The sequence below is a fragment of the Pseudomonas auratipiscis genome (genome assembly GCF_036324085.1).
GTDB lineage: Bacteria > Pseudomonadota > Gammaproteobacteria > Pseudomonadales > Pseudomonadaceae > Aquipseudomonas > Aquipseudomonas auratipiscis.
Window position 1 is genome coordinate 66,384 of record NZ_JAZDCU010000005.1, and the last position, 26,893, is coordinate 93,276.

26 protein-coding genes are annotated in these 26,893 nt (G+C 59.8%); 19 read left to right on the forward strand and 7 right to left on the reverse strand.

Annotation, left to right across the window (positions count from 1 at the left end):
- The first annotated feature begins 20 nt into the window (after positions 1 to 20).
- The gene (locus tag V0R60_RS08640; protein ID WP_330079152.1) at positions 21 to 962 is read left to right on the forward strand and encodes a phospholipase BipL; all 942 of its coding nucleotides are present in this window, start codon (positions 21 to 23) and stop codon (positions 960 to 962) included.
- Here V0R60_RS08640 and V0R60_RS08645 read toward each other — a convergent pair whose 3' ends face one another.
- On the reverse strand, positions 963 to 1,712 hold the full coding sequence (locus tag V0R60_RS08645) for a DUF2059 domain-containing protein (protein WP_136473985.1): 750 nt from the start codon (positions 1,710 to 1,712) through the stop codon (positions 963 to 965).
- Positions 1,713 to 1,825: 113 nt separating this feature from the next.
- On the opposite strand from V0R60_RS08645, the gene V0R60_RS08650 reads away from it, so the two are divergent.
- Together V0R60_RS08650 and V0R60_RS08655 are read left to right on the forward strand one after the other, a co-directional pair.
- Positions 1,826 to 2,461, forward strand: a complete 636-nt coding sequence (locus V0R60_RS08650) for a 2OG-Fe(II) oxygenase (RefSeq protein WP_330079278.1) — start codon at positions 1,826 to 1,828, stop codon at positions 2,459 to 2,461.
- On the forward strand, positions 2,448 to 2,945 hold the full coding sequence (locus V0R60_RS08655) for a DUF523 domain-containing protein (protein ID WP_330079153.1): 498 nt from the start codon (positions 2,448 to 2,450) through the stop codon (positions 2,943 to 2,945). The genes V0R60_RS08650 and V0R60_RS08655 overlap by 14 nt, the downstream gene beginning before the upstream one ends.
- Before the next feature lie 62 nt (positions 2,946 to 3,007).
- Here the strand turns inward: V0R60_RS08655 and V0R60_RS08660 are convergent, their stop codons facing one another.
- A complete protein-coding gene (locus V0R60_RS08660) occupies positions 3,008 to 3,775 on the reverse strand; it encodes a transporter substrate-binding domain-containing protein (protein ID WP_136473987.1) in 768 nt (255 codons plus the stop codon).
- 239 nt (positions 3,776 to 4,014) lie between these two features.
- Between V0R60_RS08660 and V0R60_RS08665 the strand changes: the two genes are divergently transcribed.
- Positions 4,015 to 4,491: a DUF4399 domain-containing protein gene (locus V0R60_RS08665; protein WP_136473988.1), complete on the forward strand. Its 477-nt coding sequence runs from the start codon at positions 4,015 to 4,017 to the stop codon at positions 4,489 to 4,491.
- 91 nt (positions 4,492 to 4,582) lie between these two features.
- Here the strand turns inward: V0R60_RS08665 and serA are convergent, their stop codons facing one another.
- Positions 4,583 to 5,812 (reverse strand): phosphoglycerate dehydrogenase, encoded by a 1,230-nt coding sequence (gene serA / locus V0R60_RS08670; RefSeq protein WP_136473989.1) that lies wholly within the window; start codon positions 5,810 to 5,812, stop codon positions 4,583 to 4,585.
- Between the two features lie 172 nt (positions 5,813 to 5,984).
- Between serA and V0R60_RS08675 the strand changes: the two genes are divergently transcribed.
- The 4 genes from V0R60_RS08675 to V0R60_RS08690 all read left to right on the forward strand — a co-directional run bounded on the left by V0R60_RS08675 (position 5,985) and on the right by V0R60_RS08690 (position 10,149).
- Positions 5,985 to 7,382: an FAD-binding oxidoreductase gene (locus tag V0R60_RS08675; protein ID WP_136473990.1), complete on the forward strand. Its 1,398-nt coding sequence runs from the start codon at positions 5,985 to 5,987 to the stop codon at positions 7,380 to 7,382.
- Positions 7,383 to 7,424: 42 nt separating this feature from the next.
- Positions 7,425 to 8,090 carry a fumarylacetoacetate hydrolase family protein gene (locus tag V0R60_RS08680; RefSeq protein ID WP_136473991.1) on the forward strand — a complete coding sequence of 222 codons (666 nt, stop codon included), beginning with the start codon at positions 7,425 to 7,427 and terminating at the stop codon, positions 8,088 to 8,090.
- A 146-nt stretch (positions 8,091 to 8,236) separates the two neighbouring features.
- Entirely contained in the window at positions 8,237 to 9,169 is a 933-nt protein-coding gene (locus tag V0R60_RS08685) for an SdiA-regulated domain-containing protein (protein ID WP_330079154.1), read from the forward strand.
- Positions 9,170 to 9,237: 68 nt separating this feature from the next.
- Positions 9,238 to 10,149, forward strand: coding sequence for an SdiA-regulated domain-containing protein (locus V0R60_RS08690; protein ID WP_330079155.1), 912 nt, complete (start codon positions 9,238 to 9,240; stop codon positions 10,147 to 10,149).
- Between the two features lie 19 nt (positions 10,150 to 10,168).
- Here the strand turns inward: V0R60_RS08690 and rpiA are convergent, their stop codons facing one another.
- Entirely contained in the window at positions 10,169 to 10,840 is a 672-nt protein-coding gene (gene rpiA / locus V0R60_RS08695) for a ribose-5-phosphate isomerase RpiA (RefSeq protein WP_136473994.1), read from the reverse strand.
- A gap of 136 nt (positions 10,841 to 10,976) precedes the next feature.
- On the opposite strand from rpiA, the gene ilvA reads away from it, so the two are divergent.
- On the forward strand, positions 10,977 to 12,491 hold the full coding sequence (gene ilvA / locus V0R60_RS08700) for a threonine ammonia-lyase, biosynthetic (RefSeq protein WP_136473995.1): 1,515 nt from the start codon (positions 10,977 to 10,979) through the stop codon (positions 12,489 to 12,491).
- 38 nt (positions 12,492 to 12,529) lie between these two features.
- The gene (locus V0R60_RS08705; RefSeq protein WP_330079156.1) at positions 12,530 to 12,958 is read left to right on the forward strand and encodes a DUF2269 domain-containing protein; all 429 of its coding nucleotides are present in this window, start codon (positions 12,530 to 12,532) and stop codon (positions 12,956 to 12,958) included.
- A gap of 89 nt (positions 12,959 to 13,047) precedes the next feature.
- On the opposite strand, the gene V0R60_RS08710 is transcribed toward V0R60_RS08705, so the two are convergent.
- Positions 13,048 to 13,704, reverse strand: a complete 657-nt coding sequence (locus V0R60_RS08710) for a histidinol-phosphatase (protein ID WP_136473997.1) — start codon at positions 13,702 to 13,704, stop codon at positions 13,048 to 13,050.
- Positions 13,705 to 13,844: 140 nt separating this feature from the next.
- On the opposite strand from V0R60_RS08710, the gene V0R60_RS08715 reads away from it, so the two are divergent.
- Together V0R60_RS08715 and ptsP are read left to right on the forward strand one after the other, a co-directional pair.
- The gene (locus V0R60_RS08715; protein WP_010222140.1) at positions 13,845 to 14,324 is read left to right on the forward strand and encodes an RNA pyrophosphohydrolase; all 480 of its coding nucleotides are present in this window, start codon (positions 13,845 to 13,847) and stop codon (positions 14,322 to 14,324) included.
- Positions 14,325 to 14,346: 22 nt separating this feature from the next.
- Positions 14,347 to 16,626 (forward strand): phosphoenolpyruvate--protein phosphotransferase, encoded by a 2,280-nt coding sequence (gene ptsP / locus V0R60_RS08720; RefSeq protein ID WP_136473998.1) that lies wholly within the window; start codon positions 14,347 to 14,349, stop codon positions 16,624 to 16,626.
- Between the two features lie 32 nt (positions 16,627 to 16,658).
- Here ptsP and V0R60_RS08725 read toward each other — a convergent pair whose 3' ends face one another.
- Positions 16,659 to 17,405, reverse strand: coding sequence for an NRDE family protein (locus V0R60_RS08725; RefSeq protein WP_136473999.1), 747 nt, complete (start codon positions 17,403 to 17,405; stop codon positions 16,659 to 16,661).
- 129 nt (positions 17,406 to 17,534) lie between these two features.
- Here V0R60_RS08725 and V0R60_RS08730 point away from each other — a divergent pair, with 129 nt between their 5' ends.
- The 3 genes from V0R60_RS08730 to V0R60_RS08740 are packed head-to-tail and all read left to right on the forward strand — an operon-like array spanning position 17,535 to position 20,160.
- Positions 17,535 to 18,317, forward strand: a complete 783-nt coding sequence (locus V0R60_RS08730) for a sulfite exporter TauE/SafE family protein (protein WP_136474000.1) — start codon at positions 17,535 to 17,537, stop codon at positions 18,315 to 18,317.
- 14 nt (positions 18,318 to 18,331) lie between these two features.
- Positions 18,332 to 19,141 carry a prolipoprotein diacylglyceryl transferase gene (lgt, locus tag V0R60_RS08735; protein ID WP_136474001.1) on the forward strand — a complete coding sequence of 270 codons (810 nt, stop codon included), beginning with the start codon at positions 18,332 to 18,334 and terminating at the stop codon, positions 19,139 to 19,141.
- A gap of 47 nt (positions 19,142 to 19,188) precedes the next feature.
- Complete coding sequence (locus tag V0R60_RS08740; RefSeq protein ID WP_330079157.1) at positions 19,189 to 20,160, forward strand: thymidylate synthase; 972 nt, start codon at positions 19,189 to 19,191, stop codon at positions 20,158 to 20,160.
- A 95-nt stretch (positions 20,161 to 20,255) separates the two neighbouring features.
- On the opposite strand, the gene cadR is transcribed toward V0R60_RS08740, so the two are convergent.
- On the reverse strand, positions 20,256 to 20,699 hold the full coding sequence (gene cadR / locus V0R60_RS08745) for a Cd(II)/Pb(II)-responsive transcriptional regulator (RefSeq protein WP_330079158.1): 444 nt from the start codon (positions 20,697 to 20,699) through the stop codon (positions 20,256 to 20,258).
- A gap of 82 nt (positions 20,700 to 20,781) precedes the next feature.
- Between cadR and V0R60_RS08750 the strand changes: the two genes are divergently transcribed.
- The 4 genes from V0R60_RS08750 (at position 20,782) to V0R60_RS08765 (ending at position 26,852) form a co-directional block, all read left to right on the forward strand.
- A complete protein-coding gene (locus V0R60_RS08750) occupies positions 20,782 to 23,025 on the forward strand; it encodes a heavy metal translocating P-type ATPase (protein WP_330079159.1) in 2,244 nt (747 codons plus the stop codon).
- Positions 23,026 to 23,032: 7 nt separating this feature from the next.
- Positions 23,033 to 23,917 (forward strand): LysR family transcriptional regulator, encoded by an 885-nt coding sequence (locus V0R60_RS08755; RefSeq protein ID WP_136474005.1) that lies wholly within the window; start codon positions 23,033 to 23,035, stop codon positions 23,915 to 23,917.
- A gap of 144 nt (positions 23,918 to 24,061) precedes the next feature.
- A complete protein-coding gene (locus tag V0R60_RS08760; protein ID WP_330079160.1) occupies positions 24,062 to 25,126 on the forward strand; it encodes a putative 2-aminoethylphosphonate ABC transporter ATP-binding protein in 1,065 nt (354 codons plus the stop codon).
- A 1-nt stretch (position 25,127) separates the two neighbouring features.
- The gene (locus V0R60_RS08765) at positions 25,128 to 26,852 is read left to right on the forward strand and encodes a putative 2-aminoethylphosphonate ABC transporter permease subunit (protein WP_203584173.1); all 1,725 of its coding nucleotides are present in this window, start codon (positions 25,128 to 25,130) and stop codon (positions 26,850 to 26,852) included.
- The last annotated feature ends 41 nt before the right edge of the window (positions 26,853 to 26,893 follow it).

The following is a 26,893-nucleotide window of genomic DNA, read 5'->3' on the forward strand; positions in this document are numbered from 1 at the left end:
CTGCTGTCTGGAAATTCACTATGCCTGCGTCATTTCAACCCGACTCGTTACGCGCCAGCCTGCTCCCGCTGAGTGCGCGCCAGCCGTTGTCGACCCAGGCTCAGGCCTATCAGCGTTTCTATGGGTTGGATCTGCCGGCTCGCAAGGAGGCACCGCAGCGCTGGCTTGGCCGCTTCGAGGCCGCCGGTTACCAGCTGGTGGGGCAGGTCTGGCAGCCAGCGGCGCCGGTGGCAACACTGGTGTTGCTGCATGGTTTCTACGACCACATGGGTTTGTACCGTCACGTAATCGACTGGGCCCTGGATCAGGACTACGCGGTCATTGCCTGTGACCTGCCTGGGCATGGTCTGTCTGGCGGCGAGCGCGCCAGCATCGGTGATTTCGCAGATTATCAACAGGTGCTGCTGGCACTGTTCGAGCAGGGGCGTGCGCTTGATCTGCCGCAACCTTGGCATCTATGCGGGCAAAGCACGGGTGGGGCGATTGTCATTGATCATCTGCTTTACGGCGGAGGGCAAAGCCCGGCTCAAGGCAAGGTGATTCTGCTGGCACCTTTGGTGCGGCCTCGCGCCTGGCGGTGGTCGAAACTCAGTTATCGACTGTTGCGCCCGTTCGTCAACGGCATCGCCCGGCGCTTCAGTGAAAACAGCAACGATCCGACCTTCTTGCCATTTTTACAGGCGGACCCGTTGCAGCCACGGCGTTTGCCAACGGCATGGGTGGGGGCGTTGGTGGAGTGGGTAAAACGTATAGAAGCGGCGCCGGCCAGTATGCGTTGTCCGTTGATTATCCAGGGGCAGTCAGACATGACCGTGGACTGGCCGCACAACCTCAAGGTACTCCAGGAGAAATTCGCCGCGCCGCAGATTCTGCTGATTCCTGAAGCGCGCCATCATCTGGTCAACGAGTTGCCAGCAATCCGCCAACGCTATTTCGACTTTATCGATCAGCGCCTGGGCTGATCACTTCAGTTCGGAGGTGCTCTGGCCGACCGCCAGGCCCGCACGAATGGCAGCCAGCGCGGCTTTGTAGTAAGCCTGGCCCTCAGCCGATTCGGCAAAGGTGGCGAACTCGTCCAGCTCTTCATCCGACAGGTCGCGATACACATACAGCAGAGTATTGTTCAGCTCGCTGCCGATCTGTTGCATCAAGCGCTGGCGTTGACCATCCAGCAGCCCTTGCGCCTGGCCACCGCCGAGCAGACCGGGGATCATCTGGCTGAGGCTGTCTGCCGCCACCCCGGCAATCGCCAGGCTGACTTCGGCACCCGCTTCACGGGCAGGCAGGGCCTGGGCGAGGTGGCCAATGATCAGCAGGCGATTGTCGCTGGCTTCGATCTTGGGCAAGCCCTTGGCATTTTTGGCCAATTGATCGCGGCGAGTGGCCAGCAGCTCGGCGGCGACGATCTTGCGTCCCAGTGGCGACTGGAAGAACGCCAGCGCCGGGGAGGGGTTGCTGAGGTTGGCGCGCAGTTGAGTCTGCGCACGCTTGTCCACCGCCTGGGCCTGGAAGCGCTGGTTGCTATTGTTGACCAAGGCTTGGTAAACGGCAGGCGGCAGGCTATTGCGATAGCGCTGCTGGGCGGCATCGAGGGCATCGGTAAAGTGGGCGCGCTGCTCGGGCCAGCCGGCGACCTTGTAGAGTTGGTCGAGGCTGTCTGCCCAGACAGGCGTGGTGCTGATCATTACAAGCAGAAAAAACAAACGGCGCATTCAGGACTCCTGTCGGCAGGGCGCTATTGTCTTGGCGTTGCCGGGCTTTGTCGAGAAGCCATTGCATACTCTCAGCTAAGTGGCGCTGTCGGTTTTCGCAGCAGATGGATACTATGCGCGGCATGCCTCTATCTCCTGAACACCCGCTGCTGTTGCGCATTGTCGACGACCTGGCCACCCATGGCTGGTCTCAGCAGGACATCTTTCTTCCAGCGTCCCTGACCCTGGCGCTGGCGGCTGAATGTCGTACCCGCGCTGCGGAGGGCGAGTTGGCACCTGCAGCGGTAGGGCGAGGGGCTACCCAGGAGGTTCGCGAGGGAATTCGAGGCGATCATATCCAGTGGCTGGAACCGGGTCAGGCCGAGTCGTGCGACCAGTACCTGGAACTGATGGATGGCCTGCGCGAAGCCCTCAATCGTGGGTTGTTCCTGGGCCTTGAGGATTTCGAATGTCACTTTGCCCTGTACCCGCCAGGCGCGTTTTACCGCAAGCACCTGGACCGCTTCCGAGATGACGATAGACGCACGGTATCGGCGGTCATCTATTTGAATGCCGAAGATTGGACGCCCGACGATGGCGGTCAGTTGCGCATGAGTCTCAAGGGCGGCGAGGAACACGATGTGCAGCCCATCGGTGGTTGCCTGGTGGTGTTCCTCTCGGGTGACATTCCGCATGAAGTGCTGCCGGCCCGGCGCGAGCGCTTGTCGGTCACCGGGTGGTTTCGCCGTCGTGGCAATGAGCCGTTCTGAAGTGCCCAAGGTTTTGGTCAGCGCTTGCCTGCTGGGCCAGCCGGTACGCTATGACGGCCGCAGCAGCGGTCACCCGGACCTGCTGCAGCGTTGGCAGAGCGAAGGCCGCGTCGTGCCTTTGTGCCCGGAAGTGGCAGGTGGTCTAGCAACACCACGAGCGCCGGCTGAAATTCCCGGCGGCCAGGGCAGTGCCGTGCTCGATGGCGACACGCAGGTAATCACGGTCGATGGCGAAAATGTCAGTGCGCAATTTCTGGCCGGTGCACAGCGGGCGCTGGAACTGGTTCGTCGTCACCGCATAGGCATCGCCGTGCTCAAGTCGGGAAGCCCGTCGTGCGGGAATGTGCAGACCTACGATGGCACGTTCAGTGGTAGCAAAGTGAGCGGTGAAGGGGTGACCACAGCGCTTTTACGACGCGAAGGCGTGCTGGTATTCAGCGAGCTTGAACTTGAGGCGGCAGAGCTGGCATTGAAGCAGCTCTGAGGCTTGAGTTCTCGCGGGACAAGCCTGCTTCCACAGGTTGATCAGGCCTTGCCCCGGGAAAATCACTTCGGCGGCTTGCTGGCGTCCAGGCCAAACCATTTCTGCGACATCGCAGCAAGCCGGCCATCAGCCTTGATGCGTTGCAGGGCGTTGTCCACGGCGCTGTGGAATGCGGGATTGCCTTTCTGGAAAGGGATTGCCAAGCTCAGGATCGGCCCGACAGTTGCACCTTCGGTAACGGCTTGCTGACTGTCGCGGATGGCATATGGCACTAGCAGGCGGTCGCTGATGGCAGCATCGATCTGGTCGTTGGCCACGTCCTTGATTGGCTGGGTGGCATCTGGATAGCTGCGCAGGTCAACGCCCTCGACCCCACGGGCTTGTTCGGCGAACTGACTGCCCTGAACTACGCCCAGGCTGTGCCCCTTGAGCGCTTCGAGGTTGCTTAACGGGCGTTTCTCTTCCTTGCGCACGATCAGTTGCGCGCTGGAATAACTATAGGGCTCGCTGAAATCCAGGCGATCCTTGAGCTCGGGAGTGGCGGCAATCTGGTTCATGGCAATGTCGTACTTGCCGCTTTCGACACCTTGGAGCAAGTCGTCGCGAGTGGTCACCACAAATTCTGCGCGAATATCCAGTTCACTTGCCAAGGCCTGGCCAAGTTCGATTTCAAAGCCCGCGAGCTTGCCGTCATCTTTGAAGTTGAATGGCGGCATGTTGGCTTCAACGGCAATGCGAAGTTCGCCACGGTCGTTCACATCATCGATCAGTTCAGCGTGTGCCCAGGGGCTGAACAGGGCGGCAACTAGTATCCCTATGGTTAAACGCATTTAAATCCCTTGAATTCATTGGCAGTGAAAAAATCGCCGGAGCTTTATGATGATGCCACGGTCGAACGCAGCTTAGGACAGCATCGGCGCTTGGATGTTAGGCCCGCGGATAAAAAATTTCTGTGCGAAATTTCGGATATGTCCTGAATCAATTGATCTATGGTTACAAGCCATTGCCTTTTGTTTCACTGGCAAAGGTTATTAAAAGCTACTGAAGAAAAGAATCACAGGAGAAGTGAATGAAAAGCCTCGTATCGCGTGCAGCCGTTGTCGGCCTGTTGATGGGAGTTTCGGCGTTCGCCGCAGCAGCCGAAGGCCTGAAGAGCCAGGAGCCGCCGAAAGACGCCAAGGTCTACATCGTTTCCCCGGCTGATGGCGCAACGGTCGACAAGACGTTTACCGTCAAATTCGGCATCGAGGGCATGGCGCTCAAGCCTGCGGGTGATCAGACCCCGCATAGCGGTCATCACCACTTGCTGGTAGATGTGGACAAAGAGCCTGCTGCAGACCAAGTCCTGCCAACCAGCCTGCTGCCGGAAAACAAGGGCGCATTGCCTGCCGGTCCGCAAGTGCTGCACTTTGGCAAGGCTCAAACCGAAGTTGAGCTGACCCTGACCCCAGGCAAACACACCTTGCAACTGGTACTGGGCGACAAGTTCCATGTGCCATTCAAGCCAAGCGTCGAATCGAAGAAAATCACCGTTACTGTCAAGTAAGGGCTGAAACGATCGCGGGGCAAGCCCGCTCCCACAAGGTTTAACCAACCTGTGGAAGCGGGCTTGCCCCGCGATGTCACGCTAGAGGAACTTAGAACAGTACGCGAGAACGGATAGTGCCCTTGACGTGTTGCAGTTTCTCTTGCGCCAGGTCCGAGTACTCGGCGTCAACGTCGATTACCACATAACCAACTTTCTCGTTGGTCTGCAGGAACTGACCGGAGATGTTGATACCGTTTTCGGCGAAGACTTTGTTGATTTCGCTGAGCACGCCAGGAATGTTTTCGTGGATGTGCAGAAGGCGGTGTTTGCCTGGGTGCGCCGGCAGGGCAACTTCAGGGAAGTTGACCGACGATACGGACGTACCGTTGTCGCTGTACTTGACCAGTTTCTCGGCAACTTCCAGACCGATGTTGGCCTGCGCTTCGGCGGTGGAACCACCGATGTGCGGTGTCAGGATCACGTTGTCCAGGCCGCGCAGCGGGCTTTCGAACTGTTCGTCGTTGGAGCGAGGCTCTACCGGGAACACGTCGATGGCGGCGCCGATCAGGTGCTTGTCCTTGATCGCGGCGGCCAGGTGATCCAGCTCTACCACAGTGCCGCGAGCGGCGTTGATCAGGATCGAGCCCTTCTTCATCGCGCGAATTTCTTTCTCACCGATCATCCATTGAGTGGACGGCAGCTCAGGCACGTGCAGCGAAACGATGTCGGCCATTCCCAACAGTTCGTTCAGGCTGGTGACCTGGGTGGCGTTGCCCAGCGGCAGCTTGGTCAGTGGATCGTAGAAAAACACCTGCATGCCCAGGCTTTCAGCCAGGACCGACAGTTGAGTACCGATCGAGCCGTAGCCGACGATGCCCAGTTTCTTGCCGCGAATCTCGAAGGAGTTGGCCGCGCTCTTGATCCAGCCACCACGATGGCAGGAAGCGTTTTTCTCCGGGATGCCGCGCAGCAGCAGGATCGCTTCGGCCAGTACCAGTTCGGCAACCGAACGGGTGTTGGAGTACGGGGCGTTGAACACGGCAATGCCGCGCTCGCGGGCCGCGTCCAGGTCGACCTGGTTGGTACCGATGCAGAAACAGCCGACAGCGACCAGTTTCTTGGCGCAGTCGAAAACCTCTTCGGTCAGTTGGGTGCGCGAGCGGATGCCGATGAAGTGGGCATCAGCGATCTTTTCTTTCAGTTCGGCGTCGGGCAGAGAACCGGTGAGGTACTCGATGTTGGTATACCCGGCGGCCTTGAGGACGTCCACGGCGGATTGGTGGACGCCTTCGAGTAGAAGGAACTTGATCTTGCTCTTATCGAGAGAAGTCTTGCTCATCTGCGTAAACCTGTGTCCCGGAGAAAAATGGCAGGGAAGTGAAGCTCTCGCAGCATCGGCCTAAAGCACGATCAGCGGGGGCGTATGCTAGCATGAGTACCCCCTTATACGCCCAGCCCCTGGCACGTGAAGTGTGCTCAGGGTGACTATGAATTGTTCGAGAGTTCTGTCGATGACCGATTCTGCATTGCTTGATGAGCTGGTGACCCTGGTAGCGCCTGGCAAGGTGTTGACCGATGCCGCATCCCTCGAGACGTACGGTAAGGATTGGACCAAGCATTTCGCCCCGGCGCCGCGGGCAATCGTGTTCCCCAAGAGTATCGAGCAGGTTCAGGCCATTGTCCGCTGGGCCAACCAGCACAAGGTTGCGCTGGTGCCTTCGGGCGGGCGTACGGGACTCTCGGCGGCAGCGGTGGCAGCCAACGGCGAAGTAGTCGTGTCTTTCGACTATATGAACCAGATCCTGGCTTTCGATGAGTTCGACCGCACTGTGGTTTGCCAGCCGGGGGTGATTACCGAGCAATTGCAGAATTTCGCCGAAGACAAGGGCTTGTACTATCCAGTGGACTTCGCCTCGGCAGGTTCCAGCCAGATTGGCGGCAATATCGGCACCAATGCCGGCGGAATCAAGGTGATTCGCTACGGCATGACCCGTAACTGGGTCGCGGGCCTGAAGGTTGTAACCGGTGCCGGTGACGTGCTGGAACTGAACAAAGACCTGATCAAGAACGCTACCGGCTATGACCTGCGCCAGTTGTTCATCGGTGCCGAAGGAACACTGGGCCTGGTGGTCGAAGCGACCATGCGTCTGGATCGCGCTCCGAACAACCTCACGGCCATGGTGCTGGGAACCCCGGACTTCGATTCGATCATGCCGGTACTGCATGCCTTCCGTGACAAGCTCGATCTGACCGCTTTCGAGTTCTTTTCCGACAAGGCGTTGGCTAAGATCATGGGCCGCGGCGATGTGCCTGCGCCATTCGACACGCCGTGTCCGTTCTATGCACTGCTGGAGTTCGAAGCCAGCACTGAAGAGGTCGCCAATGCTGCGTTGGCCACCTTCGAGCACTGCGTGGAGCAGGGCTGGGTGCTCGATGGTGTGATGAGCCAGAGCGAGCAGCAGTTGCAGAACCTTTGGAAGCTGCGCGAGTACATATCCGAAACCATCTCGCACTGGACACCGTACAAGAACGATATTTCGGTCACTGTATCGAAAGTGCCGGCATTTCTACGGGATATCGATGCGATCGTCGAAGAAAACTACCCAGACTTTGAAGTGGTCTGGTACGGCCACATTGGTGACGGTAACCTGCACCTGAACATTCTCAAGCCCGATACCTTGAGCAAGGATGAGTTCTTTGCCAAGTGCGCTACGGTGAACAAATGGGTGTTTGAGATCGTCCAGCGGTATAACGGTTCGATTTCCGCCGAGCATGGTGTAGGCATGACCAAACGTGATTACCTCACCTACAGCCGTTCGCCTGTGGAAATTCAATACATGAAAGCGGTGAAGGCGGTGTTCGATCCGAACGGGATCATGAACCCGGGCAAAATTTTCGCTGTCGAGTAAGTCAAAGGCAATAAGAGCTTCCAATAGCGCCAGGAGTCGGTAATGAGCTATCAGCACCAGTATGTAGACGGCACGCGTATTCACTTTCCCCTGGGCAAGGTGGTGTGCATCGGGCGCAACTATGCCGAGCACGCCAAAGAGTTGGACAATCCAATCCCCAGCGAGCCGCTGCTGTTCATCAAGCCAGGCAGCTGCGTGGTGCCGCTGGAGGGCGGTTTTAAAATTCCCACCGAGCGTGGCTCGGTGCACTACGAGGCGGAAATCGCCGTGTTGCTGGGCAAGTCGTTGTCTCCCGACCCTAGCGAAGAAGAAGTACTCGACGCCATTTCCGGTTTCGCCCCGGCACTCGACTTGACCCTGCGCGACCTCCAGGCCGAACTCAAAGCCAAGGGGCTGCCGTGGGAGCGCGCCAAGTGTTTTGACGGTGCTTGTGTGCTGCCGCCTTTCGTTTCTGGCAGTACCTTCGAAGACCTCGCTGACGTCGGTATTCGCCTGACCATTAACGGTGAGGTGCGTCAGGATGGGAACAGTGCCCTGATGCTTAACCCGATCGTGCCTATGATCCAGCATATGGCCTCGCAGTTCAGCCTGCAGGCGGGAGATGTGATTCTCACCGGTACGCCAGTTGGCGTTGGCCCCCTCAATCCGGGCGACGAACTGGTCCTGGAATTACCGGATGCGTGCCGCTTCGAAAGCAAAGTGTTGTAGTCCTTCGCGGCAGCCAGTCACGCTGGCTGCCCACGCTCTGTCAGCTTTTGGCATTTTTTTCACAATCAATCCGGATAATGCTCGCCGGTCTGGCTCTACGAAGTGCCAGTAATGTGATATTAACTGGCAAAAAGAGCATAGATCCCATGGCCACTCCCCTCCCTTCCGGTAAATCGGTGCCGTCTGCACGAAAGCGCGGGCTCGCCTTGCGTTGGTCGACCTGGTTGGCTGCGGCAGCCGTCATTGGCTACGGCGTGGCAATTGCCATGCACTGGGATGATCGCGGGCTGCTGTGGTTGCAAGAGGGTTTCGAGAGTCCTGTCGAGCAAAAAGCCAGCATTTGGTTACCGGACTATAAGGTCGACATCGATGCCAAGGTGTTGCCTGGCATGGAAGATGATGAAGCTTCCGATCTGACCTATAACCCGGTCAGCAAGACCTTGTACGCGGTGATGGGCAAGAACCCCTTCCTGGTCGAACTGACTCTCGACGGCGATGTACTGCGCAAAATACCCTTGGTTGGCTGGAGCAATCCCGAAGGTGTTGCTGCGCTCGAGGGTGGGCGCTTGGCGATTGTCGACGAACGTGATCACAAAATGACCGTCGTTACCTTGAACGCCGATACCCATTCGCTGAATATTGCTGACTTCCCGCAATATGACCTGGGACCGTCGGAAAACCAGAACAAGGCTTTCGAGGCAGTGGCCTGGGACCCGCGCCAGCAGCGCATTGTGCTTGGTGAAGAGCGCCCGCCAGCCTTGTTTACCTGGAACAGCGACGGACACAGCCCGTTAACGGGGGATAAGAAGCCGCTGCCAAACGACGAGTTGGACCTGCGCAACCTTTCGGCCCTGGGCATTGATCCGCGTACCGGGCACATGCTGGTGCTGTCTGCCGACTCCAATATGCTGCTGGAATTGAACGAGGCGGGCGAGCAAGTCAGCTTCATGACCCTGCTGGGCGGTTTCAATGGTCTGAACAAGCGTATTCCGCGCGCTGAAGGCGTGGCCATGGACGATCAGGGCACCCTGTACATCGTCAGCGAGCCAGACTTGTTCTATCGTTTCAAGAAGCCCTGATCAGGATTTAAGCTTGGCTTCAGTTGCATGTGGTTAGATTCAGGCAGTCATCTACAGAGTCCCCCTGAATGCGCCGCTACATCCGTCTACCGCTGATTTTCCTGGTTGCCAGTCTGTTGGCTTTGCTCGTGCTTGCGCTTGCGGGCCAACAGTACCGTTTGTTCGAACGTGGCTGGTTCAACCTCAAGACCTGGTGGCAGCCATTCGAGCAGAGTATTGGCCTGGACCAGTACCGCGTGATCATCGAAGCACAGACCGTTGAAGGTCTGGATGACGATATTTCCGCACTGACCTTCGATCCCGACCGCAAAAGTCTGTTTACCGTAACCAACAAGCGTTCAGAGCTGATCGAGCTGTCGCTGGACGGGCGCATTCTGCGCCGTGTGCCGTTGACCGGCTTTGGTGATCCGGAGGCGGTGGAGTATGTCGGCCCCGGCAGTTACGTGATCACGGACGAGCGTGAGCAGCGCCTGATACGCGTCCATCTGAGCGAAAACACCTTGTTTCTGGATGCCAAGGATGCCGAGCAACTCACGTTGGGTATCGGCCTGAACGGTAATAAAGGATTCGAGGGGCTGGCCTACGACTCGGCGGGCAAGCGTCTGTTCGTAGCCAAGGAGCGCGACCCGATGTTGATCTACGAGGTGCATGGATTCCCCCATGACAACCCGGAGCAGCCTTACGCCGTGCATGTAGTGCAGGACCAGAAACGGGACTCGCGGCTGTTTGTGCGCGACCTGTCGAGCCTGCAGTTCGACGAGCGCAGCGGGCATTTGCTGGCGCTGTCGGATGAGTCGCAGTTGGTGCTGGAGCTCGATGTGAAGGGTAAACCCTTGAGCACACTGTCGCTGCGCAAGGGCTTCCAGGGCTTGAAACGCAGCGTGCCGCAAGCCGAAGGCATCGCCATGGACGATGCCGGGACCATTTACCTGGTCAGCGAACCGAACCTGTTTTACGTGTTCAAGAAGCCGACCGAGTAACGAATCTTTGGCTCGACCCTCAGGCTTTGAGGGTCTTGACGCCTTCTGCGGTGCCGAGCAGCAACAGGTCGGCTGGGCGGGCGGCGAACAAGCCGTTGGTGACCACGCCGACAATGGCATTGATCTGGCTTTCCAGCTCTACCGGGTTGGTGATCTGCATGTTAAAGACGTCGAGAATGATGTTGCCGTTATCGGTGACTACACCTTCGCGATACACCGGGTCGCCCCCCAGCTTGACCAACTGGCGCGCCACATGGCTGCGGGCCATTGGGATGACCTCGACCGGCAGCGGGAAAGCGCCAAGTACCGGTACCAGCTTACTGGCGTCGGCGATGCAGATGAAGGTCTTGGCCACTGCCGCGACGATTTTCTCGCGGGTCAGGGCCGCGCCGCCGCCCTTGATCAGGTTCAGGTGCTCGTCGCTCTCGTCAGCGCCGTCGACATAGAACTCCAGGTCGCTGACAGTGTTCAGCTCGTAGACCGGAATACCATGGCCCTTCAGGCGCGCGGCGGTGGCTTCGGAACTGGCAACCGCACCATCGAAGGCTGTCTTGTGTTTGGCCAGGGCGTCGATGAAGCAATTGGCGGTCGAGCCAGTGCCAACGCCGACGACGCTCTTGTCGTCGAGCTTGGGCAAAATGAAATCGACAGCGGCCTGGGCGACAGCCTGTTTGAGTTGGTCCTGGGTCATGCGGGCTCCGAAGCGGGGAGGAGTATCGTGAAGGCGCGTAGTATAGCGGCTAAAACCCCGGACTTGCTGTGGTCGCCCGACAGGGCGCTGGGGTAGACTCGCAAACCCCGCCCAACCGCCCAGTGATGCTTTCCCGATGCTCGAACAGTACGTCAAGAAGATCCTCACCTCGCGCGTTTACGACGTTGCCGTCGAAACCCCATTGCACACCGCCGGCCAACTGAGCAAGCGTCTGGGCAACAACATATTGCTCAAGCGCGAAGACTTGCAGCCAGTGTTCTCGTTCAAGATTCGGGGTGCTTACAACAAGCTGGCGCAGCTTTCTCCTGAAGAGCTGGCCCGTGGTGTGGTCACCGCTTCGGCTGGCAATCACGCCCAGGGTGTAGCCCTCGCGGCGCGGGAGTTGGGGATCAAAGCGACCATCGTCATGCCCAAGACCACCCCTGAGATCAAGATCGAAGGCGTCCGTTCCCGCGGTGGCAAGGTAGTGCTGCATGGCGACTCGTTCCCTGAGGCGCTGGCTTACTCGCTCAAGCTGGTGGACGAGAAGGGCTTTGTCTACATCCATCCCTATGACGACCCGCACACCATTGCCGGCCAGGGTACGGTGGCCATGGAAATCCTGCGCCAGCACCCAGGCCAACTGGATGCGATCTTCGTTCCGGTAGGCGGCGGCGGCTTGATTGCCGGTATTGCCGCTTATGTGAAATACCTGCGTCCTGAAATCAAAGTCATCGGTGTCGAGCCAGATGATTCCAACTGCCTGCAAGCCGCCATGGCTTCCGGTGAGCGCGTAATTCTGCCGCAGGTCGGGCTGTTTGCCGATGGCGTGGCGGTGGCCCAGATCGGTCAGCACACCTTCGACATCTGCAAATCCTATGTCGATGAAGTAATCACTGTCAGCACAGACGAGATCTGCGCCGCCATCAAGGATATCTACGACGATACCCGCTCGATCACCGAACCTGCCGGTGCTTTGGGCGTGGCTGGGATCAAAAAATACGTCGAGCTCAACGGCAGCACTGGCCAGACCCTGGTGGCGATCGACTCCGGCGCCAACGTCAACTTCGATCGCTTGCGTCATGTCGCCGAGCGTGCCGAGTTGGGGGAAGGTCGCGAAGCGATCATTGCGGTGACCATCCCCGAGCAGCCGGGCAGTTTCAAGGCGTTCTGCGAGGCCATCGGCAAGCGCCAGATCACCGAATTCAACTACCGTTACCACGCCGATGGCGAGGCGCACATCTTTGTCGGCGTGCAAACCCACCCAGACACCGACCCGCGCAGCGCCCTGATCCAAAGCCTGACCGAGCAAGGCTTCCCGGTACTCGACCTGACCGATAACGAACTGGCTAAACTGCATATCCGCCATATGGTCGGTGGCCATGCGGCGCGGGTCAGTGATGAACTGGTACTGCGTTTCGAGTTCCCTGAGCGCCCAGGCGCCTTGTTTAACTTCCTCAACAAGCTGGGCGGGCGCTGGAATATTTCGATGTTCCATTATCGCAACCATGGCGCGGCCGATGGTCGCGTGGTCGCCGGCCTGCAAGTTCCGGATGATGAGCGCCACCTGGTCCCAGCCGCCCTGGCCAAGATCGGCTACCCGTATTGGGACGAAACTGATAACCCTGCGTACCGGCTGTTCCTGGGCTGAGCGGCTACGCTCAGAACAGCCCACAAGGAAGCAATGACATGGAATACCTGACGACTCTCAAGGCCCTGCACGTCGCGGCCACCGTGCTGCTGCTGGGCAGTGCCCTTGGCTTGGCGATATGGACGTGGCTTGCGCGCCGAAAAGGCGACACCGCAGCCGCGAGCCGGCTGATGCAGCGCCCGCTGGTGTTTGTCTGGCTGTTGATGGGCATCTGCCTGGTGAGCATGCCGTTCACTGGCTGGTGGCTGGTTCACCTGATCGGCTGGCCATTGGGCCAGACCTGGGTACTGGGCTCCAGCGTGATCTATACCTTCGGCGCCTTCAGCTGGTTCTGGCTGCTGGCCCGGGTCAATCGCTTGCGCACTGCGCCGACTGCGGGTAACCCGAAGTTCACCGTAGCCTTGGCAGTGTTCAGCGGTGTTTGCTTCATTGCCATCGCCGGTCTGATGGGCGCCAAGCCGGTCTGATCAGGTAACCCGGTAGACACAGGCTTGCCGCGCGAAAAGGCTTTCACTGCCTGAACACATCGCGGGGCAAGCCTGCTTCTGCGGTGTGATCAATCGCGCAGGCTGATCACCGGCCATCCGCGTTTTTCGGCTTCCGCCCGCAGGTTGGGATCTGGATCGACGGCAACCGGGTTGGCGACCTGCTCCAGTAGCGGCAGGTCGTTCATCGAGTCGCTGTAGAAGTAGCTGCCCTCAAGGTTCAGGTCATTTTCCTTCAGCCAGCGATTGAGCCGGGTAACCTTGCCTTCACGGAAGCACGGCACGTCGGTGCTGCGGCCGGTGTAGCGACCGTCTGCCATCTCACATTCGGTTGCCAGCAGGGTTTCCACGTCCAGGCGTTTGGCAATCGGCCCGGTAATGAAACGGTTGGTGGCGGTGATGATGACCAGCTTGTCGCCTGCATCACGGTGCTTTTTCAGCAGGGCCAGGGCTTTGGGCTGGACGATCGGCTCGACGCAGTCGCGCATGAAGTCGCGATGCCATTCGTCGAGTTGGGCCATTTCGGTATTGGCCAGGATCTCCAGGGTAAATTCCAGGTAGGCATTGAGGTCCAGCTTGCCGGCCAGGTAGTCCTGATAGAACTCGTCATTACGATTCTTGTAGGCCACCGGGTCGAGAATGCCGCGCTCGCACAGATAGTCGCCCCAGGCGTGGTCGCTGTCGCCGCCAAGTAGGGTGTTGTCCAGATCGAATAAAGCCAGGCGCATTTAAGTCACTCGCATAACATCTGAAAAGTCCCACAGAATACGGACTTTTCACATCGGTGCACATAAGGTAAACAGGCGCGTTGCTGGCCTTGTGACCTTTGTGGAACAATGCCGTGACATGCGTTTACGAGGTTGCTGCCGTGATCGACCCCGATGGTTTTCGCCCCAATGTCGGGATCATTCTGACGAATGATCTTGGACAGGTGCTATGGGCTCGGCGGATCAACCAGGATGCCTGGCAGTTTCCCCAGGGTGGAATCAACCCTGAAGAGACGCCGGAAGATGCCTTGTACCGCGAGCTGAACGAAGAAGTAGGGCTTGAGCGAGATGATGTTGAAATTCTTGCCTGCACCCGCGGCTGGTTGCGTTATCGTTTACCCCAACGTCTGGTCCGTACTCACAGCCAACCGCTGTGTATTGGCCAGAAGCAGAAATGGTTTCTCCTGCGCCTGGTCTCCAATGAGCAGCGGGTGCGGATGGACCTGACCGGGAAGCCGGAGTTCGATGGCTGGCGCTGGGTCAGCTATTGGTATCCGCTGGGCCAGGTGGTGACATTCAAGCGCGAGGTTTACCGCCGCGCTCTCAAAGAGCTTGCCCCGCGCCTGTTGGCGCGCGACTGACCACGGAGTTCGACCCCGAGCCATGCTCAATACGCTGCGCAAGATCGTCCAGGAAGTTAACTCCGCCAAGGATCTCAAGACGGCGTTGGGGATCATTGTGTTGCGCGTCAAAGAAGCCATGGGTAGTCAGGTCTGTTCGGTGTACCTGCTCGACCCCGAAACCAATCGTTTCGTGTTGATGGCAACCGAGGGCTTGAACAAGCGCTCCATCGGCAAGGTCAGCATGGCCCCCAACGAGGGTCTGGTCGGTCTGGTCGGCACGCGCGAAGAGCCGCTCAACCTGGAGAACGCCGCCGACCACCCGCGTTACCGCTACTTCGCCGAAACCGGTGAAGAGCGGTTTGCCTCGTTTCTTGGTGCACCGATCATCCACCACCGGCGTGTGGTTGGGGTTCTGGTCATTCAGCAAAAAGAGCGGCGTCAGTTCGATGAGGGCGAAGAAGCCTTCCTGGTAACCATGAGCGCGCAGTTGGCCGGGGTAATTGCCCATGCCGAAGCTACCGGCTCTATCCGCGGCCTGGGTCGTCAGGGCAAGGGTATTCAGGAAGCAAAGTTTGTCGGTGTGCCCGGTTCGCCCGGCGCCGCCGTAGGGAAGGCGGTGGTCATGCTGCCACCGGCCGATCTGGACGTGGTGCCGGACAAAACCGTCGAAGATATCGACGCCGAACTCAAGCTCTTCAATAACGCCCTGGAAGGGGTGCGCGCCGATATGCGCAACCTCTCCGCCAAACTTGCCACACAGTTGCGCCCCGAAGAGCGTGCGCTGTTCGACGTCTACCTGATGATGCTCGAAGACGCGGCCCTGGGCGGCGAAGTGGTGCAGGTGATCAAGACCGGCCAATGGGCCCAGGGCGCTTTGCGCCAGGTGGTGGGCGAGCACGTCAACCGTTTCGAATTGATGGATGACGCCTACCTGCGCGAGAGGGCTTCCGATGTGAAGGATCTGGGCCGGCGTCTGCTGGCCTACCTCCAGGAAGCAAGGCAGCAGACGCTGGTCTATCCCGACAACACCATTCTTATCAGTGAAGAACTGACCCCGGCGATGCTTGGCGAAGTGCCGGAAGGCAAGCTGGTGGGTCTGGTTTCGGTTCTGGGTTCGGGTAACTCCCATGTGGCGATCCTGGCTCGGGCCATGGGTATCCCCACCGTAATGGGCTTGGTCGATCTGCCGTATTCGAAGGTCGACGGCATCGACATGATCGTCGATGGCTACAAGGGCGATGTCTACACCAACCCCAGCGACGTGCTGCGCAAGCAGTATGCTGAAGTCGTCGAAGAAGAACGCCAGCTTGCCCAGGGTCTTGATGCCTTGCGCGAACTGCCGTGCATTACCCTCGATGGGCACCGCATGCCGCTTTGGGTGAACACTGGCCTGCTCGCCGATGTGGCCCGCGCTCAGCAGCGTGGCGCCGAGGGCGTCGGCCTGTACCGTACCGAAGTGCCGTTCATGATCAACCAGCGCTTCCCCAGTGAAAAGGAGCAGCTGGCGATTTACCGCGAGCAACTCGCGGCCTTCCATCCTTTGCCGGTGACCATGCGTAGCCTGGACATCGGTGGCGACAAGGCACTTTCCTATTTCCCTATCAAGGAAGACAACCCCTTCCTTGGCTGGCGGGGTATCCGGGTAACCCTGGATCACCCGGAAATCTTCCTGGTGCAGACCCGCGCCATGCTCAAGGCCAGTGAAGGCTTGAACAACCTGCGCATTCTGCTGCCGATGATTTCCGGTATTCATGAACTCGAAGAAGCCCTGCACCTTATCCACCGCGCCTGGGGTGAAGTGCGTGATGAAGGCACTGACGTGCCAATGCCGCCTGTTGGGGTGATGATCGAAATTCCGGCTGCGGTGTATCAGACCCGTGAGCTGGCCCGCCAGGTGGATTTCCTCTCCGTCGGCTCCAACGACCTGACCCAGTATCTGCTGGCGGTCGATCGCAACAACCCGCGTGTTGCCGACCTCTACGACTATCTGCATCCGGCTGTGCTACAAGCCTTGCAGTCTGTGGTGCGCGATGCTCATGCCGAAGGCAAGCCTGTGAGCATCTGTGGCGAAATGGCCGGTGATCCGGCGGCTGCAGTGCTGCTCATGGCGATGGGCTTTGACAGCTTGTCGATGAACGCCACCAACCTGCCGAAGGTCAAGTGGATGCTGCGCCAGGTGAGCCTGAGCAAATCCAGGGAATTGCTGGCCCAGGCCATGGGTATCGACAACCCGCAAGTTATCCACAGCTCATTGCAACTGGCCCTGAAAAACCTGGGGCTGGCGCGGATGATCAATCCGGGGTCGGCGAAGAGCCTTTGAGATGCTAGCGCGGGGCAAGTCCCGCGATAGCATTACACCTGCAGATCCACCTCTCCCAAATGCCCTCCAAACGGCCCGAAACTGCGCTCCACCAGGCGCCGTCGACCGTCCGCCTCGACGATCAACACCGTGCTGGCCCGCGTCCCGTAGTTCTGACTGGCAATAAACACGCTCGACAGTAAACGCTCGGTGCCGAGCCCTACACCGGTTTCAGGCAGGTCACCGTCTGTTGCTTGCACGTTGTCGCCGAGCAATCCCAGCAGTGGCTCCGGTTGTGGATCTGCAAGGTGCTGCTGCAGGCCGGCACGCGCCTTGACCAGCTTCGGCCAGGCCGTGTCCAGCCCGGCGTTGGACAAACCGTAGACGCCGGCCTCCAGCAGTTGTACCTGCGCCTCACGGGCATTGAGGTAGCCCAGTGTGGTGTTATCGCCGACCAGCAGGTTGAACCCCGAGTATTGCTGGCTGCGGCTGGCCACCTGATCCAGGTAGGCCGCAACACCCAGCTCACCGCGCAGGAAGGCAGCCACCAGTTCTCCCCTCGAGCGTGTGCCCAGGGCGGCCTGCGGGTCGCGAATATTGGTCAGCGCGGCAAACCGCCCGGATGGACCGACGCCCAGCCAGGTACCGCCGGCTTCCAGATCGCGCCCGGCATACACCCCTGGCGCATCGTCCCAGGCGGCCAGCATGCGGCTGGGGCGGGCGTAGAACTCATCGCGGTTGGCCGCGACAATCAGCGGCTGGGCATGCCCAGGCCGCCAGGCGAAGACGATCAAGCACATAGGTTGTCCTCTGTGTTTTTGTTCACTCTACCGATAGCGCCAGCGCTGATCCATCTTCCAAATGTGTCTTCACTAGAGCCATAGGCCTCCCTTCCGTTACCATGCCGGACTGAATTGACGGGGGCGACAATGGAATTCGTACTCTATTTACTGCTGGGAGCCTGTGCGGGCGTGTTGGCCGGGCTATTTGGGGTGGGTGGCGGCATCATCATCGTGCCGGTGCTGGTGTTCAGTTTCACGCTGCAGGGTTTCGATGCCTCGGTGCTGACTCACCTGGCGGTGGGTACGTCGCTGGCAACCATTGTCTTTACCTCGATCAATGCCATCCGCGAGCATCATCGCAAGGGTGCGGTGCAGTGGCCGATTTTTGTCTGGATGACACTGGGAATCCTGGTCGGCGCCGGTATCGGCGCCAAGACAGCTTCGCTGATCCAGGGACCGATGTTGCAGAAGATCATTGGTGTGTTTGCCCTGGTGATCGCCGTGCAAATGGCCCTGGACCTCAAACCCAAAGCCAGCCGCGGTGTTCCCGGCAAGGTCGGACTGACCGCCGCCGGTAGCGTGGTGGGCTGGGCGTCGGCTATTTTCGGTATTGGCGGTGGTTCATTGACCGTGCCGTTTCTCACTTGGCGAAGCCTGCCCATGCAGCAAGCTGTGGCAACCTCGTCGGCCTGTGGTTTTCCGATTGCAGCGGCCAGCGCCCTGAGTTTTATCTGGCTGGGCTGGCACGACCCGCACTTGCCCGCGCATAGCGTGGGCTTTGTCTACCTGCCCGCACTGCTCGGGATCGCCCTGACCAGTATGTTTTTTGCCCGCTTCGGCGCGCGTCTGGCGCACAAACTGTCGCCACGCTTGCTCAAGCGGCTGTTCGCTGCGCTGCTGTTCTGCGTCGGCTTAAGCTTTTTGCTTTAACGAGAGGAGTCACCATGCTGCCTTACCCGCAGATTGATCCCGTGGCCGTTGCCCTGGGACCGCTGAAAATCCATTGGTATGGGTTGATGTACCTGATCGGCATCGGCGGCGCCTGGCTGCTGGCCTCGCGTCGGTTGAACCGTTTCGATCCAACCTGGAGCCGTGAAAAGCTTTCGGACCTGGTGTTCTGGCTGTCCATGGGTGTGATCGTTGGTGGGCGCCTGGGCTATGTGTTGTTCTATGACCTGCATGCCTACCTCGCCAATCCGACACTGATCTTTGAAGTGTGGAAGGGCGGCATGTCGTTCCACGGCGGCTTTATCGGGGTGATGCTTGCGGCCTTGTGGTTCGGCAAGCGCAACAACAAGTCGTTTTTCGAACTCATGGACTTCGTCGCACCGCTGGTGCCGATTGGCCTTGGAGCAGGGCGTATCGGCAACTTCATCAACGCCGAACTGTGGGGCAAGGCTACCGATGTGCCGTGGGCCATGGTCTTTCCGCCATTCAGTGATCCGGCGCAGTTGCCGCGTCACCCGTCGCAGCTCTACCAGTTCGCCCTGGAAGGTGTGGCATTATTCCTGATTCTTTGGCTGTACTCGCGCAAGCCGCGCCCGACCATGGCCGTATCCGGCATGTTCGCGCTGTTCTACGGGATCTTCCGCTTCATCGTGGAGTTCGTGCGGGTACCCGATGCCCAGCTTGGCTACATTGCCTTCGGCTGGTTGACCATGGGTCAGTTGCTCTGCGTGCCGATGATTGTCGGTGGCATCTTCCTGATCTGGTGGGCCTACAACCGTAAACCCTCGGCCAAGGCCGCCGTTTGATTTTCCACGGCAGGGCAATCCCCTGCCGTCTTTGCTACAGGTAAGCCATGAAACAGTATCTAGATCTGGTCCGCGACGTGATCGAAAACGGCACCCTGCAGGGTAACCGTACCGGTATCCGCACCATCAGCCTGCCCGGCGCCATGCTGCGCTTCGACCTGCAGAAAGGCTTTCCGGCTATTACCACCCGCAAGCTGGCATTCAAGTCGGCGGTCGGTGAAATGGTCGGCTTCCTGCGTGGCGTGAAGAATGCTGGTGAGTTCCGTGAACTGGGCTGCAAGGTCTGGGACCAGAACGCCAACGAAAACGCCCAATGGTTGGCCAACCCGTTCCGCCAGGGGCATGACGACCTTGGCGAGATCTACGGTGTGCAATGGCGCCAATGGCCGGCCTACAAGCGTATCCCGCTGAGCAACCCTGCAGCAATCGAACTGGCGCAGAGCCAGGGCTTCGAGAAAATCGCCGAATCTGAAGAAGATGGCGAAGCCTTTGTGGTGCTGTACAAAGCCATCGACCAGATTCGCCAGTGCATCGACACCATCCATAAGGACCCAGGCAGCCGCCGCATTCTGTTCCACGGCTGGAACTGCGCCCAGCTGGATGAAATGGCCTTGCCGCCGTGCCACTTGCTGTACCAGTTCCACCCGAACGTGGAGACCAAGGAAATTTCCCTGACCCTCTACATTCGTTCCAACGACCTGGGCCTGGGCACGCCTTTCAACCTGACCGAAGGCGCTGCATTGCTGTCGCTGGTTGGCCGCCTGACGGGCTACACACCGTGCTGGTTCACCTACTTCATCGGCGATGCGCACGTCTACGAGAACCATCTGGACATGCTCAACGAGCAGCTCAAGCGCGAGCCGTTGGCCGCGCCGAAGCTGGTGATCAATGACCGCGTACCGGAATACGCCAAGACTGGCGTGTATGAGCCGGAGTGGCTGGAGAAGGTCGAACCGAGCGACTTCACCCTTGAAGGCTACGAACACCACGCGCCAATGACTGCGCCGATGGCGGTCTGATCGGCATTGTTGGCGGGCGCAGCGCGATGAAAACTACGGCGGCGGGCCTTGCTTGCCCCACGATCTGCAGCTCCGCGCCCGTTAATCCCGGTGACTCAGTGACCGTGGCTCCTGCCGACATGTGAGTGCTCCGCTTCCGGAGCAGTCACCGCGCCATTGACCTCCAGATGCTGCAGGATCGAGCATTGCACTTCCTTGGGTAGGCAATGCTGGCGCAGGTCCAGCAGTTGGGCCTGCAAAGCCTGCAGGCCTTCGATACGTGCACTGACATGCTGGATATGTTCGTCGATCAGGGCGTTGACGCTTACGCACTGGTCGTCCGGGCTGTCGCGCAGGCGCAGCAGGCTACGGATCTCTTCGAGGGTCATGTCCAGGGTGCGGCAGTTGCGGATGAAGGTCAGGCGCTCGACGTGGGCCTGGGTGTACATCCGGTAGTTGCCCTCGCTGCGCGCAGGCTCTGGCAGCAGGTTTTCCCGCTCGTAATAACGGATGGTCTCTACCGCGCAGTCGGTGGCTTTGGCCAGTTCTCCGATCTTCATCTGAAAATACCTCGGCAGGTTGCTTGACCCTATAGTGGCTACAGGGTGTTCACTTGGCAACAGGACATTTAAGGATGAGCCCATGAACCAGCCTGTAAGCCACAAACCGGGTGAAGACACCCATGATCACGCCAGCCACGACCACGCCGAACACGCTCATAGCTGCTGCTCCCATGAGGCGGCGCCGTCTCTGGTGCAACTGAGTGAAGCGGCCAGCGGCGATGCGCGCCTGAGTCGTTTTCGGATCGACGCAATGGATTGCCCGACCGAGCAGACCCTTATCCAGAACAAACTGGGCAAGCTTGCGGGTGTCGAGCAACTGGAATTCAACCTGATCAACCGCGTCCTCGGGGTTCGCCATACCCATGCCGACACCTCGGCGATCGAGCAGGCGGTAGCCTCGCTGGGGATGCAGGCCGAACCGCTGGCCGAGTCCAGCGAGGACGCGGTCGCCGCACCGGCACCGGTCAAGAAGCACTGGTGGCCGTTGGCGCTGTCGGGTGTCGCGGCATTGGCTGCCGAGGGCATTCACTTTGCCGCGCTGGGGCCAGACTGGGTTGTAGCATTAGTGGCGTTGGTATCGATTCTGAGCTGTGGCCTGGGCACCTACAAAAAAGGCTGGATTGCCCTGAAGAACCGCAACCTGAACATCAACGCGCTGATGAGTATCGCCGTGACGGGTGCGGTGCTGATTGGCCAATGGCCGGAAGCGGCCATGGTGATGTTCCTCTTTACGGTCGCCGAGCTGATCGAGGCACGCTCGCTGGATCGCGCGCGCAACGCCATTGGCGGCTTGATGCAACTGAGCCCGGACATGGCCACGGTGCAACAAGCCGATGGTCAATGGCACGAAGTCGAGGTCAAGCAGGTGGCGCTGGGTGCGCTGGTGCGGGTGCGTCCCGGTGAGCGCATTGGTCTGGATGGCGAAGTGGTCAGTGGCCAGTCGAGCATCGACCAGGCACCGATTACTGGTGAAAGTCTGCCGGTGGAGAAAGGTCCGGGCGACAAGGTCTTCGCTGGCACCATCAACCAGGCGGGTGCCCTCGAGTATCGGGTGACGGCGGCGGCCGGGCAATCCACTCTGGCGCGCATCATCAAGGCGGTGGAGGAGGCGCAAGGCGCCCGTGCGCCGACCCAGCGTTTCGTCGACCAGTTTTCGCGGATCTACACCCCGGCTGTGTTTGCCATTGCTCTGGCGGTGGCAGTGATTCCGCCGCTGTTCATGGCCGGCGCCTGGTTCGACTGGATCTATCGCGCCCTGGTGCTGCTGGTGGTTGCGTGTCCTTGTGCGCTGGTGATTTCCACCCCGGTGACGATTGTCAGTGGCCTGGCTGCAGCTGCGCGCAAAGGCATTCTGGTCAAGGGTGGTGTTTACCTTGAGGGTGGACGCAAGCTCGACTTCCTGGCACTGGACAAGACCGGCACCATTACCCACGGCAAGCCGGTACAGACCGATCATGTCGTGCTCGATCCATTGTTCGAGGGCCGCGCGCAAGCACTGGCTGCCAGTCTTGGTGACCGCTCCGATCACCCGGTGTCGCGTGCCATTGCCGTCTACGCCGCTGAAAAGCAGCTGGCCCTGAAGGATGTAGCGGCGTTCGAAGCCTTGGGCGGGCGTGGTGTACGTGGCGAAATCGAGGGCGAGTTGTATCACCTGGGCAACCACCGTCTGGTCGAAGAGCTTGGCCTGTGCTCGCCGCAGCTTGAGGCGCAACTCGATGCGCTTGAGCGTCAGGGTAAGACCGTGGTGCTGTTGCTCGACAAGTCTGGTCCGCTGGCCCTGTTTGCCGTGGCCGATACCGTCAAGGACAGCAGCCGCGAAGCGATCGCCGAGTTGCATGAGCTGGGTATCAAGACTGTCATGCTCACTGGGGACAATCCTCACACCGCGCGAGCCATTGCCGCCCAGGTGGGTATCGATGAGGCCTATGGCAATCTGTTGCCCGCCGACAAGCTCAAGACCATTGAAGAGCTGTACGCCAAAGGGCACCGGGTCGGCATGGTTGGTGACGGCATCAACGACGCCCCAGCCTTGGCGCGCTCGGAGATTGGTTTTGCCATGGCCGCCGCCGGTACCGACACGGCCATCGAAACTGCCGACGTTGCGTTGATGGATGACGACTTGCGCAAAATTCCAGCCTTCGTCAGGCTCTCACGTCAGACCGCGGCGATCCTCACCCAGAACATTGTGCTGGCCCTGGCGATCAAGGCGATCTTTCTGGCGATTACTTTCGCCGGTATGGCAACCATGTGGATGGCGGTGTTCGCCGACATGGGCGTAAGTTTGTTGGTGGTCTTCAACGGCCTGCGTCTGTTGAGAAAATAGAGGATGTATGTTGAGTTCCGAGTTGAAAGCCTTCTACATGGTCGCCCGCCTGGGCAGCATTACCCTGGCGGCAAAGAAACTCGGGCTCAGCCAACCGACGGTGACGACGCAGATCCGTAACCTGGAAAGCCAGTATTCAGTCGAGCTTTTTTTTCGCGGCGGCCGGCGCCTGACACTTAGCGATGACGGCGCGCGTCTGCTGCCGATGGTAAAGACACTGTTGCAGCAAGAGGCCGATATCGAGTTCTTCCTGCGCAACAGTGGCCAAGGCCAGGGCAGCCTGCGGATCGCGGCGACGGCGCCGTACTACATTCTCGATCTGGTGAAGATTTTCCGCGAGCGTCTGCCACAGGTCGAGGTGTCGGTAGAAATTGGCAACTCCCAGCAAGTGCTGGAACTGCTGGAGGACTACCGGGTTGATCTTGCCGCGTCCTCGCAACTGCTCGAAGACGCACGACTAGTGCGACGGGTGCTGGGCACTGACCCGCTGGTGGTGGCTGTACACCGTAACCACCCCCTGGCCAGCCGTGAGTCACTGCCGCTGTCGGCCTTGGCCGGGCACTGTTTGCTGGTACGCGAACAGGGGTCGAGCACACGTAAACTGACCGAGCAGATGCTTGTCGAGGCTGGGATCAAGGTCGGTTCGATGTTGGAAATAGGCAGTCGCGAGTCGATTCGTGAAGCGGTGTTGCGCAATATCGGCATCAGCATCATTGCCCGTCATGAAGTACCGCATAACCCTGAGCTGCGGGTGTTGAGCCTGGAGAATGCCCCGGTCATGCATGAGTACCTGTATTGCTTGAAAGAGCGGCGCCAGGCGCGCTTGCCTGCGGCGTTCCTGGGATTGGCGCAGGAAGCGGTCGGCGCCGGCTTGTCCCGCGACGGGGGATAACCGCCAGGCCGCAATCGCAGGGCAAGCCCGCTGGCGCAACACCAAAATTTGCCTATATCACTATCACCATCTTTTGCTTAGCCGCCACAGAACCTTCGCATTGCGCCCCTAGCATGGCCCTCATTCGTTCAATGAGGTCTTGCCATGAACACTCCAGTCGCAACCCCAGGCGCACAAATGAAAGTGCGCGGCATCCACAAGCGCTTTGGTGCCTTCACCGCCCTGCAGGATGTTTCGCTCGACATCGCCGCCGGCGAGTTGGTGTGTCTGTTGGGCCCTTCCGGTTGTGGCAAGACCACGTTGCTGCGGTGCATCGCAGGCCTGGAGCGACAGGATCGCGGCACGTTGTATATCGGCGATCGTGATATCTCCGAATTGCCGCCGCAGGCTCGCGACTACGGCATTCTGTTTCAGTCCTATGCGTTGTTCCCGAATCTCACCGTCGAAGCCAACATTGCCTACGGCCTGGCAGGCAGCGGGCGCGAGGAAGTGCGTCAGCGTGTAAACCAGATGCTTGAGCTGGTGGGCTTGGCCGGCAGTGAAAAGAAATACCCGGGTCAGCTTTCCGGCGGTCAGCAGCAGCGGGTGGCCCTGGCTCGCGCCTTGGCCCCGGCGCCCTCGTTGCTGCTGCTCGATGAACCCATGTCGGCCCTCGATGCGCGGGTGCGCGAGCATCTGTGTACCGAGCTGCGCCAGCTGCAACGCCAGCTGGGCATCACCACCCTGATGGTGACCCACAATCAGGACGAGGCCATGCTCATGGCCGACCGTATCGCCGTGATGAACAACGGGCAGGTCGAGCAGTATGCGACGCCTCAGGAAATCTACGACAAGCCGGCTACCCCGTTCGTGGCTGAGTTCGTGGGGCAGGGCAACTGGTTGCCGTTCCAGCGTCAAAGCGCCAGTCATGCTCAGGTCGGTGCCCTGAACATGCGTCTGGCCGAGGGTGCCAGCCAGGCGTACAGCGGACGCTTGTTCTGCCGTCCGGAAGCCATCAGCGTCAACCCGCCGGTGCATGAAGAAAACCTGTTTCCGGCGCGGGTACGTGAAATCACCTTTCTGGGTAACCGCTGCCGGATGAGTTTCGAGCTGAACGAATTGCCCGGTCACGCTTTGCTCGCTGAAGTTGCGCCTGAGTCGATGCCGCGCCTGGGCTCGCAGGATATCTGGGTAGCGTTGCCACCGCGCAGCCTGCAGGTGTTTGCCTGAGATGGCCGCGCCAATGGCCATGCCGATCGCACAGGCGAAGGCAGCACAGCGCTCCGGCGCATCCCTGGGTGATCGACTGTTTGTAGTGGGCGGCAAATGGCTGTTGCTGCTTCTGCTGAGCATTGCGGTGTTGATGCCGCTGCTGGCGATCTTCTGGCGCGGCTTCAGCGGTGATGCCGGGCAGGGTGGCGGGCTGGTCGCTGCACGTGAGCTGTTTGCCAGTGCCAACTTTCACTGGCTGCTGGGCAATAGCCTGAAAGTGTCGGTGAGCGTCGCGGCCATCGTCGTACCCTTGGCTTATCTGTTTGCCTATGCCCTGCAGCGCACGCTGATTCCTGGCAAGCGCATCTGGCGCGGCATCTCCTTGCTACCTTTACTCGCGCCCTCCATGCTGCCGGCCATTGCCCTTGTGTACCTGTTCGGCAACCAGGGCCTGTTGCGCGGGCTGCTCAGCGACAACATCTACGGTTTCTGGGGCATCGTCCTGGGTGAAGCCATCTACACCTTTCCGCACGCCTTGATGATCTTGCTGTCGGCATTGTCGCTAGCCGATGCCCGTCTGTTCGATGCTGCTTCAAGCATGGGGGCGGGGCCGTGGCGCGCCTTCCACAGCATCACCTGGCCCGCCACGCGCCAGGCTGTGTTCGCCGCTTTCTGTCTGGTGTTCACCCTGACTATCACCGACTTTGGCGTGCCGGTCGTCGTCGGCGGTGACTACCAGGTACTGGCTCTGGAAGCCTACAAGGCCGTGGTCGGCCAGCAGCAATTCGGTCGCGGTGCGTTGATTGGCATGGTCCTGTTGGTACCGGCCCTGCTCAGCTTTGGCGTCGATGCCTGGTTGCGCCGTCGTCAGGGCGATTCGATGAGTGGCCGTGCCCAAGTGTTTGTGCCGCAGCCGTCGCGTCGACGTGATGCCTGGTTCCTGGCGGTGGTGGTAGTGGTCTGCGCCGTGCTTTTGTTGGTGGTGGGCATGGCGGTGTACTCGTCGCTGGTCACCTTCTGGCCGTACAACATGACCTTGTCGCTCAAACACTATCAGTTCGATGAAACCGCAGGTGGAGGATGGCTGGCGTACCGCAACAGCCTGACCATGGCACTGGCCACAGCATTGATCGGCAGTGCGGTGATTTTCACTGGCGCCTACCTGATGGAGAAAACCAAGGGCCAACGCGCGCTGAATCTGGTGCTGCGCTTGCTCAGTTTTATTCCGATGGCGGTGCCGGGTTTGGTTCTGGGCCTGGGCTATGTGTTTTTCTTCAATCTGGCCAGCAACCCCCTGCATGTGTTCTACGGCAGCATGGCGCTGCTGGTGGTGTGCACTATTGCTCACTATTTGACCACTGCACAGATGACCGCGACCACTGCGTTGCGCCAGCTCGACGGCGAGTTCGAAGCCGCTGCGCTGTCACTCAAGGCGCCGCTGTACCGGCACTTTTTGCGGGTGACGGTACCGATCTGTCTGCCGGCACTGCTGGACATCGTTCGCTATCTGTTTGTCTCGGGGATGACCACCGTGTCGGCGGCGATCTTCCTCTACAGCCCGGACACCATTCTCGCCGCCGTCGCCGTGTTGAACATGGACGATGCCGGCAATGTTGGCGGCGCTGCCGCTATGTCGACCCTGATCCTGCTCACCAGCGCCACCGTATCACTGCTGCTGGCCTGGGCTTCGCGGGGCCTGCTGCAACGTTCACAAGCCTGGCGCCAGCGTGCCCCGGGTAATTGATTGCCCTACCCAACCCTCGTACCGTTCAAAGGAACCGCATC

What these genes read in the sequence shown, in the direction of transcription:
- V0R60_RS08640 (WP_330079152.1), top strand. Translation starts at nt 21, where the DNA reads ATGCCTGCGTCATTTCAACCCGACTCGTTACGCGCCAGCCTGCTCCCG.
- V0R60_RS08645 (WP_136473985.1), bottom strand. Translation starts at nt 1,712, where the DNA reads ATGCGCCGTTTGTTTTTTCTGCTTGTAATGATCAGCACCACGCCTGTC.
- V0R60_RS08650 (WP_330079278.1), top strand. Translation starts at nt 1,826, where the DNA reads ATGCGCGGCATGCCTCTATCTCCTGAACACCCGCTGCTGTTGCGCATT.
- V0R60_RS08655 (WP_330079153.1), top strand. Translation starts at nt 2,448, where the DNA reads ATGAGCCGTTCTGAAGTGCCCAAGGTTTTGGTCAGCGCTTGCCTGCTG.
- V0R60_RS08660 (WP_136473987.1), bottom strand. Translation starts at nt 3,775, where the DNA reads ATGCGTTTAACCATAGGGATACTAGTTGCCGCCCTGTTCAGCCCCTGG.
- V0R60_RS08665 (WP_136473988.1), top strand. Translation starts at nt 4,015, where the DNA reads ATGAAAAGCCTCGTATCGCGTGCAGCCGTTGTCGGCCTGTTGATGGGA.
- serA (WP_136473989.1), bottom strand. Translation starts at nt 5,812, where the DNA reads ATGAGCAAGACTTCTCTCGATAAGAGCAAGATCAAGTTCCTTCTACTC.
- V0R60_RS08675 (WP_136473990.1), top strand. Translation starts at nt 5,985, where the DNA reads ATGACCGATTCTGCATTGCTTGATGAGCTGGTGACCCTGGTAGCGCCT.
- V0R60_RS08680 (WP_136473991.1), top strand. Translation starts at nt 7,425, where the DNA reads ATGAGCTATCAGCACCAGTATGTAGACGGCACGCGTATTCACTTTCCC.
- V0R60_RS08685 (WP_330079154.1), top strand. Translation starts at nt 8,237, where the DNA reads ATGGCCACTCCCCTCCCTTCCGGTAAATCGGTGCCGTCTGCACGAAAG.
- V0R60_RS08690 (WP_330079155.1), top strand. Translation starts at nt 9,238, where the DNA reads ATGCGCCGCTACATCCGTCTACCGCTGATTTTCCTGGTTGCCAGTCTG.
- rpiA (WP_136473994.1), bottom strand. Translation starts at nt 10,840, where the DNA reads ATGACCCAGGACCAACTCAAACAGGCTGTCGCCCAGGCCGCTGTCGAT.
- ilvA (WP_136473995.1), top strand. Translation starts at nt 10,977, where the DNA reads ATGCTCGAACAGTACGTCAAGAAGATCCTCACCTCGCGCGTTTACGAC.
- V0R60_RS08705 (WP_330079156.1), top strand. Translation starts at nt 12,530, where the DNA reads ATGGAATACCTGACGACTCTCAAGGCCCTGCACGTCGCGGCCACCGTG.
- V0R60_RS08710 (WP_136473997.1), bottom strand. Translation starts at nt 13,704, where the DNA reads ATGCGCCTGGCTTTATTCGATCTGGACAACACCCTACTTGGCGGCGAC.
- ptsP (WP_136473998.1), top strand. Translation starts at nt 14,347, where the DNA reads ATGCTCAATACGCTGCGCAAGATCGTCCAGGAAGTTAACTCCGCCAAG.
- V0R60_RS08725 (WP_136473999.1), bottom strand. Translation starts at nt 17,405, where the DNA reads ATGTGCTTGATCGTCTTCGCCTGGCGGCCTGGGCATGCCCAGCCGCTG.
- V0R60_RS08730 (WP_136474000.1), top strand. Translation starts at nt 17,535, where the DNA reads ATGGAATTCGTACTCTATTTACTGCTGGGAGCCTGTGCGGGCGTGTTG.
- lgt (WP_136474001.1), top strand. Translation starts at nt 18,332, where the DNA reads ATGCTGCCTTACCCGCAGATTGATCCCGTGGCCGTTGCCCTGGGACCG.
- V0R60_RS08740 (WP_330079157.1), top strand. Translation starts at nt 19,189, where the DNA reads ATGAAACAGTATCTAGATCTGGTCCGCGACGTGATCGAAAACGGCACC.
- cadR (WP_330079158.1), bottom strand. Translation starts at nt 20,699, where the DNA reads ATGAAGATCGGAGAACTGGCCAAAGCCACCGACTGCGCGGTAGAGACC.
- V0R60_RS08750 (WP_330079159.1), top strand. Translation starts at nt 20,782, where the DNA reads ATGAACCAGCCTGTAAGCCACAAACCGGGTGAAGACACCCATGATCAC.
- V0R60_RS08755 (WP_136474005.1), top strand. Translation starts at nt 23,033, where the DNA reads ATGTTGAGTTCCGAGTTGAAAGCCTTCTACATGGTCGCCCGCCTGGGC.
- V0R60_RS08760 (WP_330079160.1), top strand. Translation starts at nt 24,062, where the DNA reads ATGAACACTCCAGTCGCAACCCCAGGCGCACAAATGAAAGTGCGCGGC.
- V0R60_RS08765 (WP_203584173.1), top strand. Translation starts at nt 25,128, where the DNA reads ATGGCCGCGCCAATGGCCATGCCGATCGCACAGGCGAAGGCAGCACAG.